This window comes from Patescibacteria group bacterium (assembly GCA_035529375.1).
In the GTDB taxonomy this organism is placed as follows: Bacteria; Patescibacteriota; Microgenomatia; order PFEM01; family JAHIFH01; genus DATKWU01.
Window position 1 is genome coordinate 162,448 of the sequence record DATKWU010000009.1, and the last position, 14,141, is coordinate 176,588.

The window sequence follows — 14,141 nt, forward strand, 5'->3', positions numbered from 1 at the left end:
ATGTTATATTTTAGCAAATGGAGTCCAGAAAAATTATCAAAAAGCTAAAATCCCTCTCCAATCCCAAGAATGTTGAGGGAATGATTCGTTTTGGGATTAATTCTAAAAATATTTATGGTGTTACTATGCCTTTTTTTAAAGAAAATAGCGAAACAGATTGGCAAAGATCATCAAATATCCCAACAGCTTTGGGATTCTGGAATTTATGAAGCAAGAATTCTGGCTGGGTTAGTTGGAAAACCAAATAAGGTTACAAAAAGACAAATGGAAAAATGGGTTAATGATTTTGATTCTTGGGGTGTTTGTGATTCAATTTGCAGTAATCTTTTTGATAAAACTCAATTTGCCTATTCAAAAGCCTTTGAATGGAGCAAAAGAAAAGAAGAATTTATTAAAGGAGTGGGGTTGGTGATGATAGCTTGTTTGTCAGTTCATGATAAAGAAGCCAATAATAAAAAGTTTGAGCAATTTTTTCCCATTATCAAAAGAGAAGCTGATGATCAAAGAAATTTTATTAGAAAAGCGATCAATTGGGCCTTAAGACAGATTGGTAAAAGAAATATTGTTTTGAACAAGAAAGCAATTGTTGTCGCCAAACAAATCCAAAAGATGGACTCTAAAAGTGCTAAATGGATTGCTAATGATGCTTTGCGAGAATTAACCAGTGAAGCCGTTCAGAAAAGACTGGTTGCGAAAAAATGATAAAATAGTTGTTGAAAATAAAGGAGGTGATAAATAATGACAGGATACGTAGGAAAAATAGAGGAGATTACCGAAAAAAATACTAACTTTAGGCAAGTCCTTTTTACAGGTAAATACTGCCAGTTGGTGGTAATGAGTCTAAAACCAAAAGAAGAGATCGGGATGGAAGTCCATTCTCAAGTGGACCAATTTTTTCGAATTGAAGAAGGGGAAGCAAAGGTAATTATTGATGGGGAAGAATCTCTTATTGGCGATGGCGATGCGATTATTGTTCCCGCCGGCAGTCAACACAATGTTATTAACAACTCAGAGACTGAAGCCCTTAAACTTTATACAATCTATTCCCCACCCAATCATCCTGAGGGAACCGTTCATAAAACAAAAGAGGAAGCAGACGCCGCTGAGCATGAAGGACATTAAGGTAACAACTTAGGATTTTTTGTTAATCAATTTCTCTAAAATTTGCCACCGTTGTTTTTTCTCTTTTGGCAAAACATTGTCTTTTAATTTAAAAGCTGTCGTACCGGGTCTCGATGAATATTTAGCAATGTAGGCTTTAACAAAACCGACTTTTTGGCAGAGTTTAACCGTATTCTCAAAAGCTTCTCTAGTTTCTTCAGGAAAACCGACAATAATATCAGTACTTATCTGAATATTAGGAATTTTCTTTTTGATTTTTACAACTAATTTTAAATATTGAAAGGCCGTGTAGGGTCGATTCATCTTCTTCAAAATCTGATTATCACCAGACTGAACTGGCAAATGAAGTTCCCGACTAATCTTTGGCAAACTCATGGCTTCAATAATGTCATCAGTTAAATCCCAAGGATTGGAAGTAAGAAAAGAAATTTTCTTAATTCCCTTTATCTCGTGAAGTTGACGAAGTAAATCACTAAATTTCCTCTCTGGCTTAAGGCCCTTACCATAACTATTAACGTTTTGGCCTAACAGAATAATTTCCTGGTAGCCTCTTTTAGCCAATGTCTCTACCTCACCAATAATTTCTTCAAAAGGCCGACTAATTTCTTTACCTCGAGCATAAGGAACAACACAATAAGAACAAAAATTATCACAACCTTCCATAATCGAAACCAAAGCACTAACTTTCTTTTTTCTCTTAGGCTTAACTTTTTCAGAGGTGACTAATTCTTCAATAGTTTTAAATTCGTCAACTTGGGGTAACTTCTTTTTCAATTGACGCAAGGTGTAACGTCGTTTCTCACCTAGAGCCGAGCCAAGAATGCAACCAGTTACAATAATTTTTTGATCTTTCTTTTTTTGCTGACTAAGATTATTGATTAAACCAAAAACTCTGTTTTCAGCTGATTCTCGAACTGAACAAGTATTAATTACAATAACCTCAGCCTTTTCAATTTTCTTGGCTAACTGATAACCTTTTTTCTCAAAAACACCAGCCATTCTTTCTGAATCCGCCTCATTCATCTGACAGCCAAAAGTTTGAATGAAATAAGTTTTTAGTTTTAACATAATTCTTAACTCTCGAAATCTCAATCATTTAAATACTTATCTGAGGGAAATTTTGGGTGAAAAAGGAAGGATTTTAATGAGTTGACTCATTTTTCTACGCATGGAGCAATTTTTGCTTTGGAAATCCTCTCATACCCTTCAGGAGTATATTTACCAATTTCTGCTTTTGTAACAATTCCCTTATCACCAGCTCTCAAGGTTTCTCCTTCTCTGACGTCGTAAGCACCTGGATCAAACTCAACAACTCTCTCCCAAAAAAGTGTGCCTATTTCACCACCAACAACTAATCCATGTTGAGCGGCTATTTTATGCATTTTTCGCCAATTTTCCCTCACTTGCTTCTCATAAGCTTTTCTATTAAATTCGGAAAGATCGGGATTTTTCAAAGCATTTCTAGGTCCAGACCAAATAACCTCAGCTTCTCGGAATTCCCCTACTGCCTTCTCTAAAGCTTCCTGGTCTTCTCCGTATTCAGTCATTCTATTACCTCCTCTTTAACTAAAAAATTGATTTACTACTTATTATATTAGTTATAATAACTCCTTCTATATTTTTAATCAAGAATGGATAATAATTTTTTCAAAAAATCGAATCGGTTTCTTCATCATTCATTTCACTCATCCGACAATCAAAAGTTTTAATAAAATATTTCATATAAAACAAAAATACATTATTATTAATCCTATTAAAATATGAGCAATTGTAATAAAAACAACATTTCTTGTTTTCATGAACCACCAGACTACATAAATACCAAAAAAGAAGGAACCTAAAACAAGCTGTGCTCCCCAAGCAAGGTGAAGTAAAGAAAATAAAGTTACACTTAAAATAAAAATGAGTTTTTTGTTTTTCAGAACCATTTCTAAGTGATTTATAAGAAATGGCCGATAGATGACTTCTTGAACAGGAGTATTAATTAAAGCATAAATTAACAAATATAACCAAGTTGGTATTTTTTCTAGGATAGTTAATGGTTCAGGCGGGCAGAAATAGGAAAGTTTAAATCTAATAAACAACATCAAAAGTAAAAATGAAAACGGGATCATAGGAAGAAAAAAAAGATAATCTTGCTTAGTCGGCTTAAAGTAACCAAGCTGTTTAAAATTGTATTTTGTAAAAGTCTGATAAAAAAGAAAAATTACAAAAATAGTGACAAAAAAATATCTGACCCACATTAAAGGCAAATCTTTTATAAGAAGAAAGGGAAAGATTGAAAATAATAAAATAATCAAATATTTCTTCATTGTGACAATTTTACCATTTTAAGGCTCTTTATTTTACTCTTGTGATAAAATCAAACCATGTATCAATTCAAAGTGGCTAAATTAGTTAGAGATAAAATCGCTCAAAGAATGATTGCTAATGAAAATGCTAGTTATCGAGTTTTGAATGATAAGGATTTTATTAGCCAATTAAAAAAGAAGATTCTTGAAGAAGCCAAAGAACTAATACCTGTCAAAGATAAGGAAAAAATTATTAAGGAAATTGCTGATCTTCAAGAGATTATTGATACTTTAATCAAAACTTTAAAATCTTCAAAAAAGGAAATTAAAACAAAACAAAGAGAAGAAAATAAAAAATCAAGTTCTTTTAGAAAAAGGCTTTATATCGAAAAGATTGAATTAGAAAACAATCACCAATGGCTTGATTATTACCTCTCTCACCCTAAAAAATATCCTAAAATCAAAAACAAGTGAATTCTTTTTTTTTAATTGCCTTTTAAAGCTAATTCTGATATTATAGGGTTATGAGTCTTGAAGCTGTCAGACGACTTGACGAACAAGCGATTGAAGCATCTGAATATCTTAGAAAAAATAATAATGTGATTGAAGCAGCCGAGGTGGCTGCTTATGCCTTAGGTTTTCCTGAAAATCCTCTTGATTCAGAAGAGATCGCTCAGATTTGTGAAGACCCAGAACAGCGAGCCATTCTTGGTTGTTTAATCAGACTTCACGTAGATTCTCTAAAAAGTGTTGCTAATGAAAGAATCTTTCCGCCAGGAATCTTAAAACCACTTGCTGAAGCAACTGAGACAATCAATTCTGTTTACAGAGACGAAAATTTTGTGACAGCGATTAGTGATGTTAGTCAAGACCATCGAGGTAGAGATCATAATTTTCTCCCGGAAATGCAAAGAGATGTTGCTAAAACCGCCAAAGTCGCTTCCGTCCTTTTTACTGGCGAAGAGGAAGCCTCTTTAATTGAATACGGAGAAAGACTCTTAGAAGAAACTTACAAGACTCTTCTTGATGGCCATTTAACTAAACCCTTGATTAAAATAGAACTAGAACTAAGTCGACTTAATCGGGGAGCTGAATTTGACCGAGAGGCTTTACTTGAAGAGTTTAATAAATTAATAGTCACCGACCAAGCAGGTAACCCTCACCGAGCGGCGACAGTGGCTTCGTGGTTAGTGGTCCTTGGCCAAAGGAATAATGATGAAGAAATTAAAGAAATTGGTTGGCGAGTCTTTCAAGCAATTGTTTCAAAACACCCAGAATGGCAGTTTATGATTCCCTATGAAAGAAAAAAACAAGTTTTAGCCCAACAAAGAAAAAGATTAGTCACTATTCTTAAACTATTCACTACTTCGCCTCAAACAAGAAGGGAATTAAGAAAAGAGCTAATCGAAGAAAAGTAAAACTAACTACTAGCGCTAGAATATTGAGTCAGAGCATAACGCCAAAGACGAAGTGACCCCCATAAAAACAAACCGTTAACCAAAAAGGCAGCGACTACCCAAGGCCAAGAAATTAAGCCCATTAAGGCTTTAGTGGGAATTGTAAAAAGAAAAACCACGGGAATGGTAAAAGTTAAAACCCATCTAATTACTTCCCTATAAATATCAGTCGGAAAACGAGCCATACCGGTCATATCACGATAAATCCAAAGTAAATGGTCTACTTCCATAGTAATGATACCAACGCTGCAAGCAAAAAGATGAAAAGAAAAACCCAAGATAAAACTATTAAACAAAAGAAGCATCGCTAAAAATAAGTGATTAAAACCAGCAAAGAGTTGTTGGGAAAAGATAAACCAAACAAAGAAAATCAAAAGAGGAATTAAAGTGATTAAATCCAAAATATCGGTGTAACCAAAAATTGGTCGGAAAAAAGAAGGCAGAGGTCTTAATAAATCTAAATCAAAATTACCTGAAGTAATCAGAGATCGGAAATGGTAAGCGCCTCGAAATAAAAACTGGGTAAAGATATCAACGATGTTAAAAATTAAAAAGAATAAAATTACTTGTTCGCGAGAATAACCGGCCAGAGTTTTTGTTTGGGATAAAACTACTAGCAAAAAGACAATCATAAAAAGAAATCTCAAAACCTTACCAGTAATAAAGAAAAAACCTGACGATGAAGTCAGTAATTGCTCTTGGGCTGCATTTTTAGCCATTAAAAGCCAAATTTTAGTCAAGCGTTTCATTAATTTAACCTCCCCAGGCAGAGTAATGCCTTAAACCTTTTCGCCAAACTAATCGCGAAAGATAAAACATCATCACTAACCAGAAAATCATCATCCCCGTCACTCTGATTATTTCGATTGTTGAAACTTGTTCCAACCAAACTTTTAAAGGAAAATAAATTAAATAAGGAAAGGGAGTGGCGAGAATAAAGCGGGTTAGCCAATAAGGCAAAATGTCAATCGGGAAAAAAGCTCCAGACATAAATTCAACCACCACCAACATAATTAACCAGCGCGGCGCCCAAGTAGATTCTGTCCAAAAAGCTAAAGAACAAGCAATCAAATTAATAAAGAAAAAAAGAAAGGCTGATAAGAAAATCAAGAGAATAAAAAAGAGGAGATTAAGCGGATTTTGAGGGAACCAAAAAGGCGGTTTAAAAAGATAAAGAACCAGACCAATCTCAACTAAAACAAAAGAAAGATTCAAAAGTTTGTCAGCCAGATCGCGAGTAAAGTAAAAGCTTCTAAGAGACAAAGGTTTGACCAGAAAACTATTAATCTTGCCACTATAAATATCGGCTTCAAGATCAGTACTTCGATTAGACATTACCAATCCCCTTAAAAAGGCAATCCCAATCACGTAAGTCAACATTTGGGCTTTTTGGTAGCCAAAAATTTCACCCCGGCCTTGATAAATAGCGGCCCAGAAGAAAAAAAGAGTCAAAAAAAGAACAAAACTGCGAAACCGCCAAAGAACAAAGTTTAAACGGTAAACAAAATATTCTTCAAGCGTATTTTTAATTAACTGAAAATACTTAGCCATACTTCTTACCGGTGAATAATTCTCGAATAATATCTTCAATCGCCGGTTCTTCGATATTCAGATCAGCTACCGGTAATTTATCCAAAGCTCTGGCCGCAATCATCGAAACCTCATTCCTCTTAGCAGTAAGAATTAACTCTGGATAATTAAATTCCTTCACCTTCCCTATCGCTTCTAATTTTTTAGGATCCACCTCTTTAGCTAAAATAATTGAGATTTGTTTATGGTCAGCATATTTTTTAGTAATTTCCCTAAGCTGACCGTCAAAAACAATTTTGCCCTTATCAATAATAATGACTCGCTGGCAAAGTTCTTTAACATCACTCATGTAATGAGAGGTGAGGATAATGGTTGATTTGGAGCTCCGGTTGTATTCTTTAATAAAGTCACGCATCCTTTTTTGCATGACCACATCAAGACCAATCGTTGGCTCGTCAAGAAAAAGTACCTTGGGTGAATGAAGTAAAGCCGCCACTAATTCACATTTCATTCTCTGACCTAAGGAAAGTTTTCTCACTTGGACCCTAAGGAGATCTTTAACCTCAAGTAACCGAGTCAGTTCGTCTAAAGTTTTTTCAAACTGCTCATCAGAAATTCCATAAATCTCCTTATTCAATAAAAAAGTTTCCATGGCTGGCAAATCCCACCAAAGCTGATTTTTTTGTCCCATGACTAAAGCAATTTGTTTGAGAAATTCTGGTTTTCTCTCCCAAGGATCAAAACCCAAAACCGAAATCTTACCCGAACTAGGATAAAGTAATCCCGAAAGACACTTTAAAGTTGTTGTTTTGCCTGCCCCATTAGGACCAATAAAACCAATTAACTCACCCTCATCAATAGAAAAGGAAATATTATTAACCGCCTTAACATCAACGTATTTTCTCTTAAAAAGAGATTTAACTGAACCGGTTAATCCCGGTTCTTTCTGATGAACTCGATAGAATTTTTTTAGACGAGAAACTTGAATTGCTGCCACTGCAGTTTAAAGTTTAACATATCTGAAGGAGAAAAATTACCTGACCGCCTTCTTTAATGGTTTTCCTGGAGAAAATCTAGGAGCCCGATGACTTTTAACCATTTTCTTTTCACCGCTTCCAGGAACAATAACTGACTTTTCTTTAACCTTAGCAACTCGAAAAGTACCAAAACCAGAAAGAACGACTTTATCACCCTTTTTTAAAGCATTAGCAATTTCAGTTAAAAAAGTGTCAATTGCCTCTCGAGAAGCCCTTTTAGTCAAATGGGCCTTAGTCGCTACTAAAGTCACAATTTGTTTTTTAGTCATAAATTCACCTCCTTTTTACCACTCTTAAATGGTGAGCAGGAGATTCCTCTAAAGGATAGCTTAAAATAAGAAGATTGTCAAGCTAATTCGGCCTTTTTGTTTATTGATTAGTTAATTATTTTGCTTTAGTCGTCTCACTGGCGGAAGTCTCGCGGATACAAGTCACCTTAATCTGGCCAGCATAGGTAACTTTTTCTTCTAATTTTTGGGCAATCTTATTAGCTAAAACTACCAGTTCGTCATCACTAACTTCTTCCGGTTTAACCATCACCCGAACATCCCGGCCGGCCTGATAAGCAAAAGCTTCCTCAACTCCCTCGAACTTGTTAGCGATTTCTTCAATTCCCTCCATCCGCTTCACATATTCTTCATGAGCGGCGTATCTAGCACCTGGTCGGGAACCGGAAATAGCGTCAGCAACCCAAATAATCCGCGATTCAGCTGACGAAAAAGGTTTATCTTCATGATGTTCAGCAATACAAGCAATCACTTCTTTGGGAATACTGTATTTCTTGGCCAAATCAACTCCTAACTGGACATGGGTACCTTCTTCTTCAGTAACCACTTTGCCAATATCGTGGAGGAGACAACCCAAACGGATGATATTAACATCGGCCCCAACTTCATGAGCAATTTGAAGACCAATTTTGGTTTCTTCAAGAGTATGAGCAATCATGTTTTGACCATAAGAAAATCTGAATTTGAAACGGCCTAGAAGTTTAATTAGATCAGGATGAAGTCGATAAACATCAACCGCATGACAAAGCCTTTTACCTTCCTCGAACATAATCTTCTCAACCTCTTTCTTAGTTTGACTAACAACTTCTTTAATTCTGGCTGGTTGAATTCTCTGATCTCTAACTAATTTTTGCAAAGCTCTTTTGGCAATTTCCCGGCGAATTGAATCAAAAGAAGAAATAATAATGTCATTAGCATCACCTAATTCAATCTCCACTCCCGTAGCCTGTTCAAAAGCACGAATGTTTCTACCTTCACGACCAATCACCCTGCCTTTCAATTCTTCACTCGGTAGTTGAACCGAAGAAACCGTGTATTCGGCCACATAATCAGTTGCTCCATGCTGCATGGCTTCAACCAATAACTCTTTGGCTTTCTCTTCAACTGTCTCTTCAACTTCTTCTTCCGCTTCTTTGACTTTGCGAGCCATACTTTCAGCTAGACGTTTCTCAGTTGCTTCCAATAAAAGATTTTTTGCTTCCTCACGAGTTAATTCGGCAATCTTTTCTAATTTAGCAATTTCTTTTTTTCTTATTTCTTCAACTTCAGTTAATTTCTTATCCAAATCTTTTTGGCGCTTATCAAGCTGGTTTTCTTTTTCCTCTAAAGCCCCTTCTCTTCTTTCAATTTCTGCAATTTTAGTTGCCAGCTCTTTAGCGATTTTTTTACTGTTCACTTTTTTTATCGATTTTACTTTTTCCCCACTTTTTTGAGTTGCCTTTTCTTCATCTAAAGCTTTTGTTAATAAATTATCTAATAATCCCATAAAACCTCCATATTAATAATCATTGGCGATTTGGCTTTTGGCAACGGAAAATGGCCGTTAGAAGATAACGGTTTATATCAAATTTAGATATAATCTACATTTTTTAGAAGCCATGATTCGTAATACCAACTTCGCCAAAAAAACTAATAATAACTGAATTTCAACAACTTTATTTTACCAGTTTTCTAAGTATTTCGCAATAACTGTTCTAATTACTTCCCAAGAAAAACCGCGCCGAGCCAAAAAAGCCGACATTTTTCGATAAAATTCATTTTTGGACAGGTTTTTATAAGTCTTTAATTTCTTTTGGGCTAATTCTTCAGCCAAACGCAATTCACTGACACTCTCAACCGTTTCTTTAATAACAGCCTTATCAATTCCTTTTTGACGCAATTCCATGGTTAGACCATACTTGCCTCGGGGCCGAAAACTCGTTCTTTGATCAACCCACCAACGGGCAAATTCCCGATCATCTATTTGTTTTAATTCTTTTAATTTAGCAATTACTTTTTCGGCTACTTTTGAAGATGATTTCTTTTTCTTAAAATAATTGCTGATTTCTTTTTCAGATCGAGGTCGCCTGGAGATTAAACGAAAAGCCCTATCCAGTAATTTTTGAAATTCATTCTTAAAAATTAAATCATCTATTTGTTTTTGATTTAATTTTTGGCCAATTTTTAAACGGGCTTTTAAAAAATTATCAGCATCTAAACCAAAAAAGAATTTGCCATCAAGATAAAGATTGACACGCTTTTTGTTTTTTTGGGCTTTGATTTTGGTTACTTGGGGCACTGAATTAGGAAGCTACTCTTTCTTTTTTTCGCCAATTTCTCTAGACAAATCTAACTTACCAGCTTTAACTTTTTCCCAAATTTCTTTCTCAATTTTTTTCGTTATTTGAGGGTGTTCTTCTAGATAAGCCTTAGCTGCCTCTCTACCTTGACCGAGCATGATTTTGTCAAACTTAAAAAAAGCACCCGACTTTTCAATAATCTCTAGTTCAACCGCAACATCAACCAAATTACCTGACTGAGAGATACCGCCAACATTCATAATATCAAATTCGGCCACTCGAAAAGGCGGCGCTACTTTGTTCTTAACCACCCTAGCTCGATGACGCGAACCAATTACAATCTCACCATCCTTAATGGCCCCAATTTTCCGTAAATCAATTCTGACAGAGGAATAAAACTTTAAAGCTAAACCGCCAGGGGTGGTTTCCGGATTACCAAACATCACTCCAATTTTATGACGCAGTTGGTTAGTAAAGATAACAATTGTTTTTGACTTGGAAATGGCCGCAGTTAACTTTCTTAAAGCTTGAGACATTAATCTGGCCTGAACACCAATCATTGCCGCGCCCATCTCGCCTTCAATCTCGGCCCGGGGCGTCAAAGCAGCCACTGAATCAATAGCAACAACATCAATTGCTCCAGAGCGAACCAATGTCTCAACAATTTCCAAAGCTTGCTCGCCAGTATCAGGCTGAGAGATTAATAATTCATTTAAGTTAACCCCAATGGATTCGGCTCTAGCTGGATCCATGGCGTGTTCCGCATCAACAAAAGCGGCTGAACCACCTCTTTTTTGGGCTTCAGCAATAACATGCAAAGCCAAAGTGGTCTTACCTGAAGCTTCAGGTCCGTAAATCTCGACTACCCGACCTCTTGGCAAACCACCGACACCAAGAGCGACATCTAAAGCAATTGAGCCAGTGGGAATAACATTAACTTTTTTCACTTCACCCTTGCTACCCATTCTCATAATCGCCCCTTTACCATATTGTTTTTCGATCTGTTCCATGGCCATTCTAACAGCTAGAGCTTTTTTACTAGAGGTGTCTTTTTTAACAACAGGGTTTTTAGGAGCTTTTTTCTTTCTTGCCATCTTTTTAGATTTTTACACAAAATGTGATAAAATTCAAGATGTAACGGGGTGTGGCGCAGTTGGCTAGCGCGCACGCATGGGGTGCGTGAGGTCGCCGGTTCGAGCCCGGCCACCCCGACAAATATGGAAGAAGAAAAATCAGAGGTCACTCCTTTTTGGTTAGGAACCACTTGTTCTGATCGTTCTTTTGAAGAATATAGAGATCTACTTGGTTTTTCTGAAAACGAATTTAAAGGAAAATCAATTCTCGATATTGGTGCTGGAACAACCCAAGAATTTACCAAGCAAGCTGCAAAGAAAGGTATCAAAGTCACTACCATCAATCCCGAATTAAATAATAAATTTTACCGAATGGCCCCAGATCAAAGAAGTTGGTGGCAATTAAGAAAACCAAAAAGACCTCTATCTGTCGCAGCTTTAGGACAAAATTTACCCTTTAAAGACGAATCTTTTGACGATATCACTTCTCTAATTGCTGTCCCACATTATTTACCAAATGATAGTCAACTAATCCGTCAGTCTTTCCGAGAAATGTTAAGAGTTTTGAAACCAGGCGAAAAAGCTTATTTATGCTTTAAAAAAAGAGATTTAATTGATCAAGAACTATCGAAACTAGAGACGGAAGGTATTTCTGTTCTATCTGAAGACATGCCAGGGTATTCCCAGAGACAAAGAACTATTTTAGAAAAGCCTCTCCAAAAAATCTAATGCTGTTTCCTATCTCTAAAAGCAATCTTACTGGCTAAAATCGTTGTAATGGGAACGGCCAAAATAAGACCGACACTTCCTACTAAAGTCCTAACAATTTCTTCAGCGATCATCTGGTAATTAATAATCTCTGAAAACGGTCGGGGATTATCAATGAAAAGAAGCATTAAAGGCAAAGCGGCGCCAGTGTAAACTAAAACTAAAGTGTTAATCATTGAGGCAATATGGTCTTGACCAACATCCATGGCTCTTAAAAACAATTCTTTTGTTTTCATTTTCGGATTAGCCTTTTTTAATTGCTGAATAATCGCCGCTTGAGAAATAGTAATGTCATCCAAAATTCCTAAAGTACCAATAATAATGCCAGCTAATAAAATCCCTTTTATATTAATTTGTCCTCGTCTGGCTAAATGAAGAAAGGCTGCTTCTTCTGAAGCATAACCAGTCAATTTGGTTAATTCAATAAAAAACTTTGATAAAAGGCCAACAATTAACAAAGCTATTAATGTTCCAGCCATGGCCACTAAGGTTTTTCGGTTTAAACCATGAGAAAGAAGAAAAGTTGCCGGAATAATAATTAATGAACCAACAATGGCAATAATAATCGGATCTTCGCCTTTATAAATCTGAGGTAAAATAAACAAGAAAATAACGGCAAAAGAGATAACTAGGCCTAATAAAGACATACCACCCCGCCATTGACCCACTATCAAAGCCAAAACAACAAAGATCAAAAAAAGCCAAACTAATGGTTTTCGCCGAATAAAATCAGTGATAATAAAAATGTTCTTGCCTTCAAAATCCTTAGAATAACTAATCATCACCTCATCACCCACTTGATATTTCGGCTGACCAACTATTGGAATATCGCCTACCTCGATCTTAATTTTTTCTCCAGCTAAAGAACCCTTGGATATCCTAACTTCTAATTCTTGATAAAGTAGTTTCTCACCATCTCTAATCATGGATTTTTCATCAAGAAGACTAATTACCTTTCCTTCAAGGAGTTCTTCTTGAAAAAGACTCGTTTCCATTTCTTGAGTCTCCTGCGACCAAATATAATCAATGGGTAAGCAAAAAAAGATTAAAATAAAAAAAAAGAAAGCTAATAGTTTTTTTATAACCATCCCAAGAACATCGCTAAACCTAAACCTAAAATAATGAGACCGGCTACTAAATGAAGATATTTGATATTCTTATCTTTCCAACCAGCTACATTTTCAACCGTGGTAAAGCCAATATAACAAGCGCCAGTAATTAATAACATTGGTAAAACAAAAATCAGATTATAAAGTAACAACCAAGGAATTACTTGAACTAAATCAAAGGTACATAAAATACCACCGCAAATCACATAAGGACCAATCGTACAAGGAAGCAAAAAAAGAGTAACTAAAGCCCCAACCACAAAAGCACCTCTAGGGCTAGTAACCTTAAACATTAGACTTTGGACTTTGGGACGCAGAAACATGGGCATCTCAGTTAAAAAACCTCCGGGTTTATAACGAATAAAATCTCTAAGATTTAAAATTCCTAAAATAATGGCCGCTAATCCTAAAATTCTATAAAGCCATAATTTAATACTCGTTAGAGCTTGGATTAATTGGAAAAACCTAATAATCACCAAACCATAGAAGAAATACATTACAAAAACGGCCGTGGTGAAAGCTAAGCCAGCTAAGAGGATATTGTAACGCTTTTTCGGAGCAAAGGCTAAAATAGCAAAAAGCATCATCACTAAGACTGCCAGAGCGCAAGGATTGATGGCATCAACCGCGGCCAAAGAAATAATCTTGGGTAAGGTCAATTCTGTTTGAATTGTCTCGCCCGAAGACACAGAGATACTGCCAGCTGACGCTGACAAAATTTCTGGCTTGCCTGGCAAAGTTGAAATATCCAAGTCTCCAAAGCTGGTCGAACTACCATCAGTCAAAGGGCAGGCATTACCTTCTAATTGCTCAAGCTTGGTTTCAATATTCTCTAAAATTGGCCTATCGCCAATAAGGAAATTATCCTTACCAAAAATAATTAAAGGAATACTTAACCCCGAACCATAAATTTCATTATATTTAGTTAATAAGGGTGCATTATTTCTTTGTTGATAAATTTCATATTCAATGATAACTAAATTGGGATACTTTTTAGGTAATTCTTTAAGGAGAACTGGATCAACTTGAGCGCAATGAGGACAACCAACTCCAGTAAAGTAAATCAGGCAAGTTTTCTCTTCGGCCTGGAGAGACGATGAAAACAAGACTGTCAGTAATAAAATGGAAATAAAAAAAATGGCTAATTTCTTCATTCAGCTATTCTTTAGGATAAGTAATTTTAGCCTT

The 14,141-nt window shown here is 35.8% G+C and carries 18 protein-coding genes and 1 tRNA gene; 7 read left to right on the forward strand and 12 right to left on the reverse strand.

Annotated elements, in window-relative coordinates:
• Positions 1-17 precede the first annotated feature (17 nt).
• Genes VMY36_02010 through VMY36_02020 form a run of 3 tightly spaced genes read left to right on the forward strand, consistent with a single transcriptional unit; the run spans position 18 to position 1,122 of the window.
• The gene (locus VMY36_02010) at positions 18-209 is read left to right on the forward strand and encodes a hypothetical protein (GenBank protein ID HUV42660.1); all 192 of its coding nucleotides are present in this window, start codon (positions 18-20) and stop codon (positions 207-209) included.
• On the forward strand, positions 118-702 hold the full coding sequence (locus tag VMY36_02015; protein ID HUV42661.1) for a DNA alkylation repair protein: 585 nt from the start codon (positions 118-120) through the stop codon (positions 700-702). The genes VMY36_02010 and VMY36_02015 overlap by 92 nt, the downstream gene beginning before the upstream one ends.
• A gap of 36 nt (positions 703-738) precedes the next feature.
• Positions 739-1,122: a cupin domain-containing protein gene (locus tag VMY36_02020; GenBank protein HUV42662.1), complete on the forward strand. Its 384-nt coding sequence runs from the start codon at positions 739-741 to the stop codon at positions 1,120-1,122.
• A 9-nt stretch (positions 1,123-1,131) separates the two neighbouring features.
• Here VMY36_02020 and miaB read toward each other — a convergent pair whose 3' ends face one another.
• The 3 genes from miaB to VMY36_02035 all read right to left on the reverse strand — a co-directional run bounded on the left by miaB (position 1,132) and on the right by VMY36_02035 (position 3,434).
• Positions 1,132-2,190 (reverse strand): tRNA (N6-isopentenyl adenosine(37)-C2)-methylthiotransferase MiaB, encoded by a 1,059-nt coding sequence (gene miaB, locus VMY36_02025; GenBank protein HUV42663.1) that lies wholly within the window; start codon positions 2,188-2,190, stop codon positions 1,132-1,134.
• An 86-nt stretch (positions 2,191-2,276) separates the two neighbouring features.
• Complete coding sequence (locus tag VMY36_02030; protein ID HUV42664.1) at positions 2,277-2,669, reverse strand: hypothetical protein; 393 nt, start codon at positions 2,667-2,669, stop codon at positions 2,277-2,279.
• A 171-nt stretch (positions 2,670-2,840) separates the two neighbouring features.
• Positions 2,841-3,434, reverse strand: a complete 594-nt coding sequence (locus tag VMY36_02035) for a CPBP family intramembrane glutamic endopeptidase (protein HUV42665.1) — start codon at positions 3,432-3,434, stop codon at positions 2,841-2,843.
• Between the two features lie 57 nt (positions 3,435-3,491).
• Here VMY36_02035 and VMY36_02040 point away from each other — a divergent pair, with 57 nt between their 5' ends.
• Together VMY36_02040 and VMY36_02045 are read left to right on the forward strand one after the other, a co-directional pair.
• On the forward strand, positions 3,492-3,887 hold the full coding sequence (locus VMY36_02040) for a nucleoside triphosphate pyrophosphohydrolase (GenBank protein ID HUV42666.1): 396 nt from the start codon (positions 3,492-3,494) through the stop codon (positions 3,885-3,887).
• A gap of 50 nt (positions 3,888-3,937) precedes the next feature.
• On the forward strand, positions 3,938-4,831 hold the full coding sequence (locus VMY36_02045) for a hypothetical protein (protein HUV42667.1): 894 nt from the start codon (positions 3,938-3,940) through the stop codon (positions 4,829-4,831).
• A 2-nt stretch (positions 4,832-4,833) separates the two neighbouring features.
• On the opposite strand, the gene VMY36_02050 is transcribed toward VMY36_02045, so the two are convergent.
• From VMY36_02050 to recA, 7 genes are all read right to left on the reverse strand, one after another.
• A complete protein-coding gene (locus VMY36_02050) occupies positions 4,834-5,619 on the reverse strand; it encodes an ABC-2 family transporter protein (GenBank protein HUV42668.1) in 786 nt (261 codons plus the stop codon).
• 4 nt (positions 5,620-5,623) lie between these two features.
• Complete coding sequence (locus tag VMY36_02055) at positions 5,624-6,421, reverse strand: ABC-2 family transporter protein (protein ID HUV42669.1); 798 nt, start codon at positions 6,419-6,421, stop codon at positions 5,624-5,626.
• A complete protein-coding gene (locus VMY36_02060) occupies positions 6,414-7,397 on the reverse strand; it encodes an ATP-binding cassette domain-containing protein (GenBank protein HUV42670.1) in 984 nt (327 codons plus the stop codon). Before VMY36_02060 ends, VMY36_02055 begins: the two co-directional genes overlap by 8 nt.
• Before the next feature lie 36 nt (positions 7,398-7,433).
• Entirely contained in the window at positions 7,434-7,706 is a 273-nt protein-coding gene (locus VMY36_02065) for an HU family DNA-binding protein (protein HUV42671.1), read from the reverse strand.
• A gap of 115 nt (positions 7,707-7,821) precedes the next feature.
• Positions 7,822-9,210, reverse strand: a complete 1,389-nt coding sequence (gene rny, locus VMY36_02070) for a ribonuclease Y (protein HUV42672.1) — start codon at positions 9,208-9,210, stop codon at positions 7,822-7,824.
• 174 nt (positions 9,211-9,384) lie between these two features.
• Entirely contained in the window at positions 9,385-10,002 is a 618-nt protein-coding gene (locus VMY36_02075) for a RecX family transcriptional regulator (protein ID HUV42673.1), read from the reverse strand.
• 12 nt (positions 10,003-10,014) lie between these two features.
• Positions 10,015-11,097: a recombinase RecA gene (gene recA / locus VMY36_02080; GenBank protein ID HUV42674.1), complete on the reverse strand. Its 1,083-nt coding sequence runs from the start codon at positions 11,095-11,097 to the stop codon at positions 10,015-10,017.
• A 44-nt stretch (positions 11,098-11,141) separates the two neighbouring features.
• Here recA and VMY36_02085 point away from each other — a divergent pair.
• Positions 11,142-11,215: transfer RNA gene (locus VMY36_02085), tRNA-Pro, on the forward strand.
• Between the two features lie 5 nt (positions 11,216-11,220).
• Complete coding sequence (locus VMY36_02090; GenBank protein ID HUV42675.1) at positions 11,221-11,805, forward strand: class I SAM-dependent methyltransferase; 585 nt, start codon at positions 11,221-11,223, stop codon at positions 11,803-11,805.
• Here VMY36_02090 and VMY36_02095 read toward each other — a convergent pair.
• Positions 11,802-12,932, reverse strand: a complete 1,131-nt coding sequence (locus tag VMY36_02095; GenBank protein ID HUV42676.1) for a YibE/F family protein — start codon at positions 12,930-12,932, stop codon at positions 11,802-11,804. The genes VMY36_02090 and VMY36_02095 overlap by 4 nt on opposite strands.
• A complete protein-coding gene (locus VMY36_02100; GenBank protein HUV42677.1) occupies positions 12,923-14,107 on the reverse strand; it encodes a hypothetical protein in 1,185 nt (394 codons plus the stop codon). Before VMY36_02100 ends, VMY36_02095 begins: the two co-directional genes overlap by 10 nt.
• Positions 14,108-14,141 lie beyond the last annotated feature (34 nt).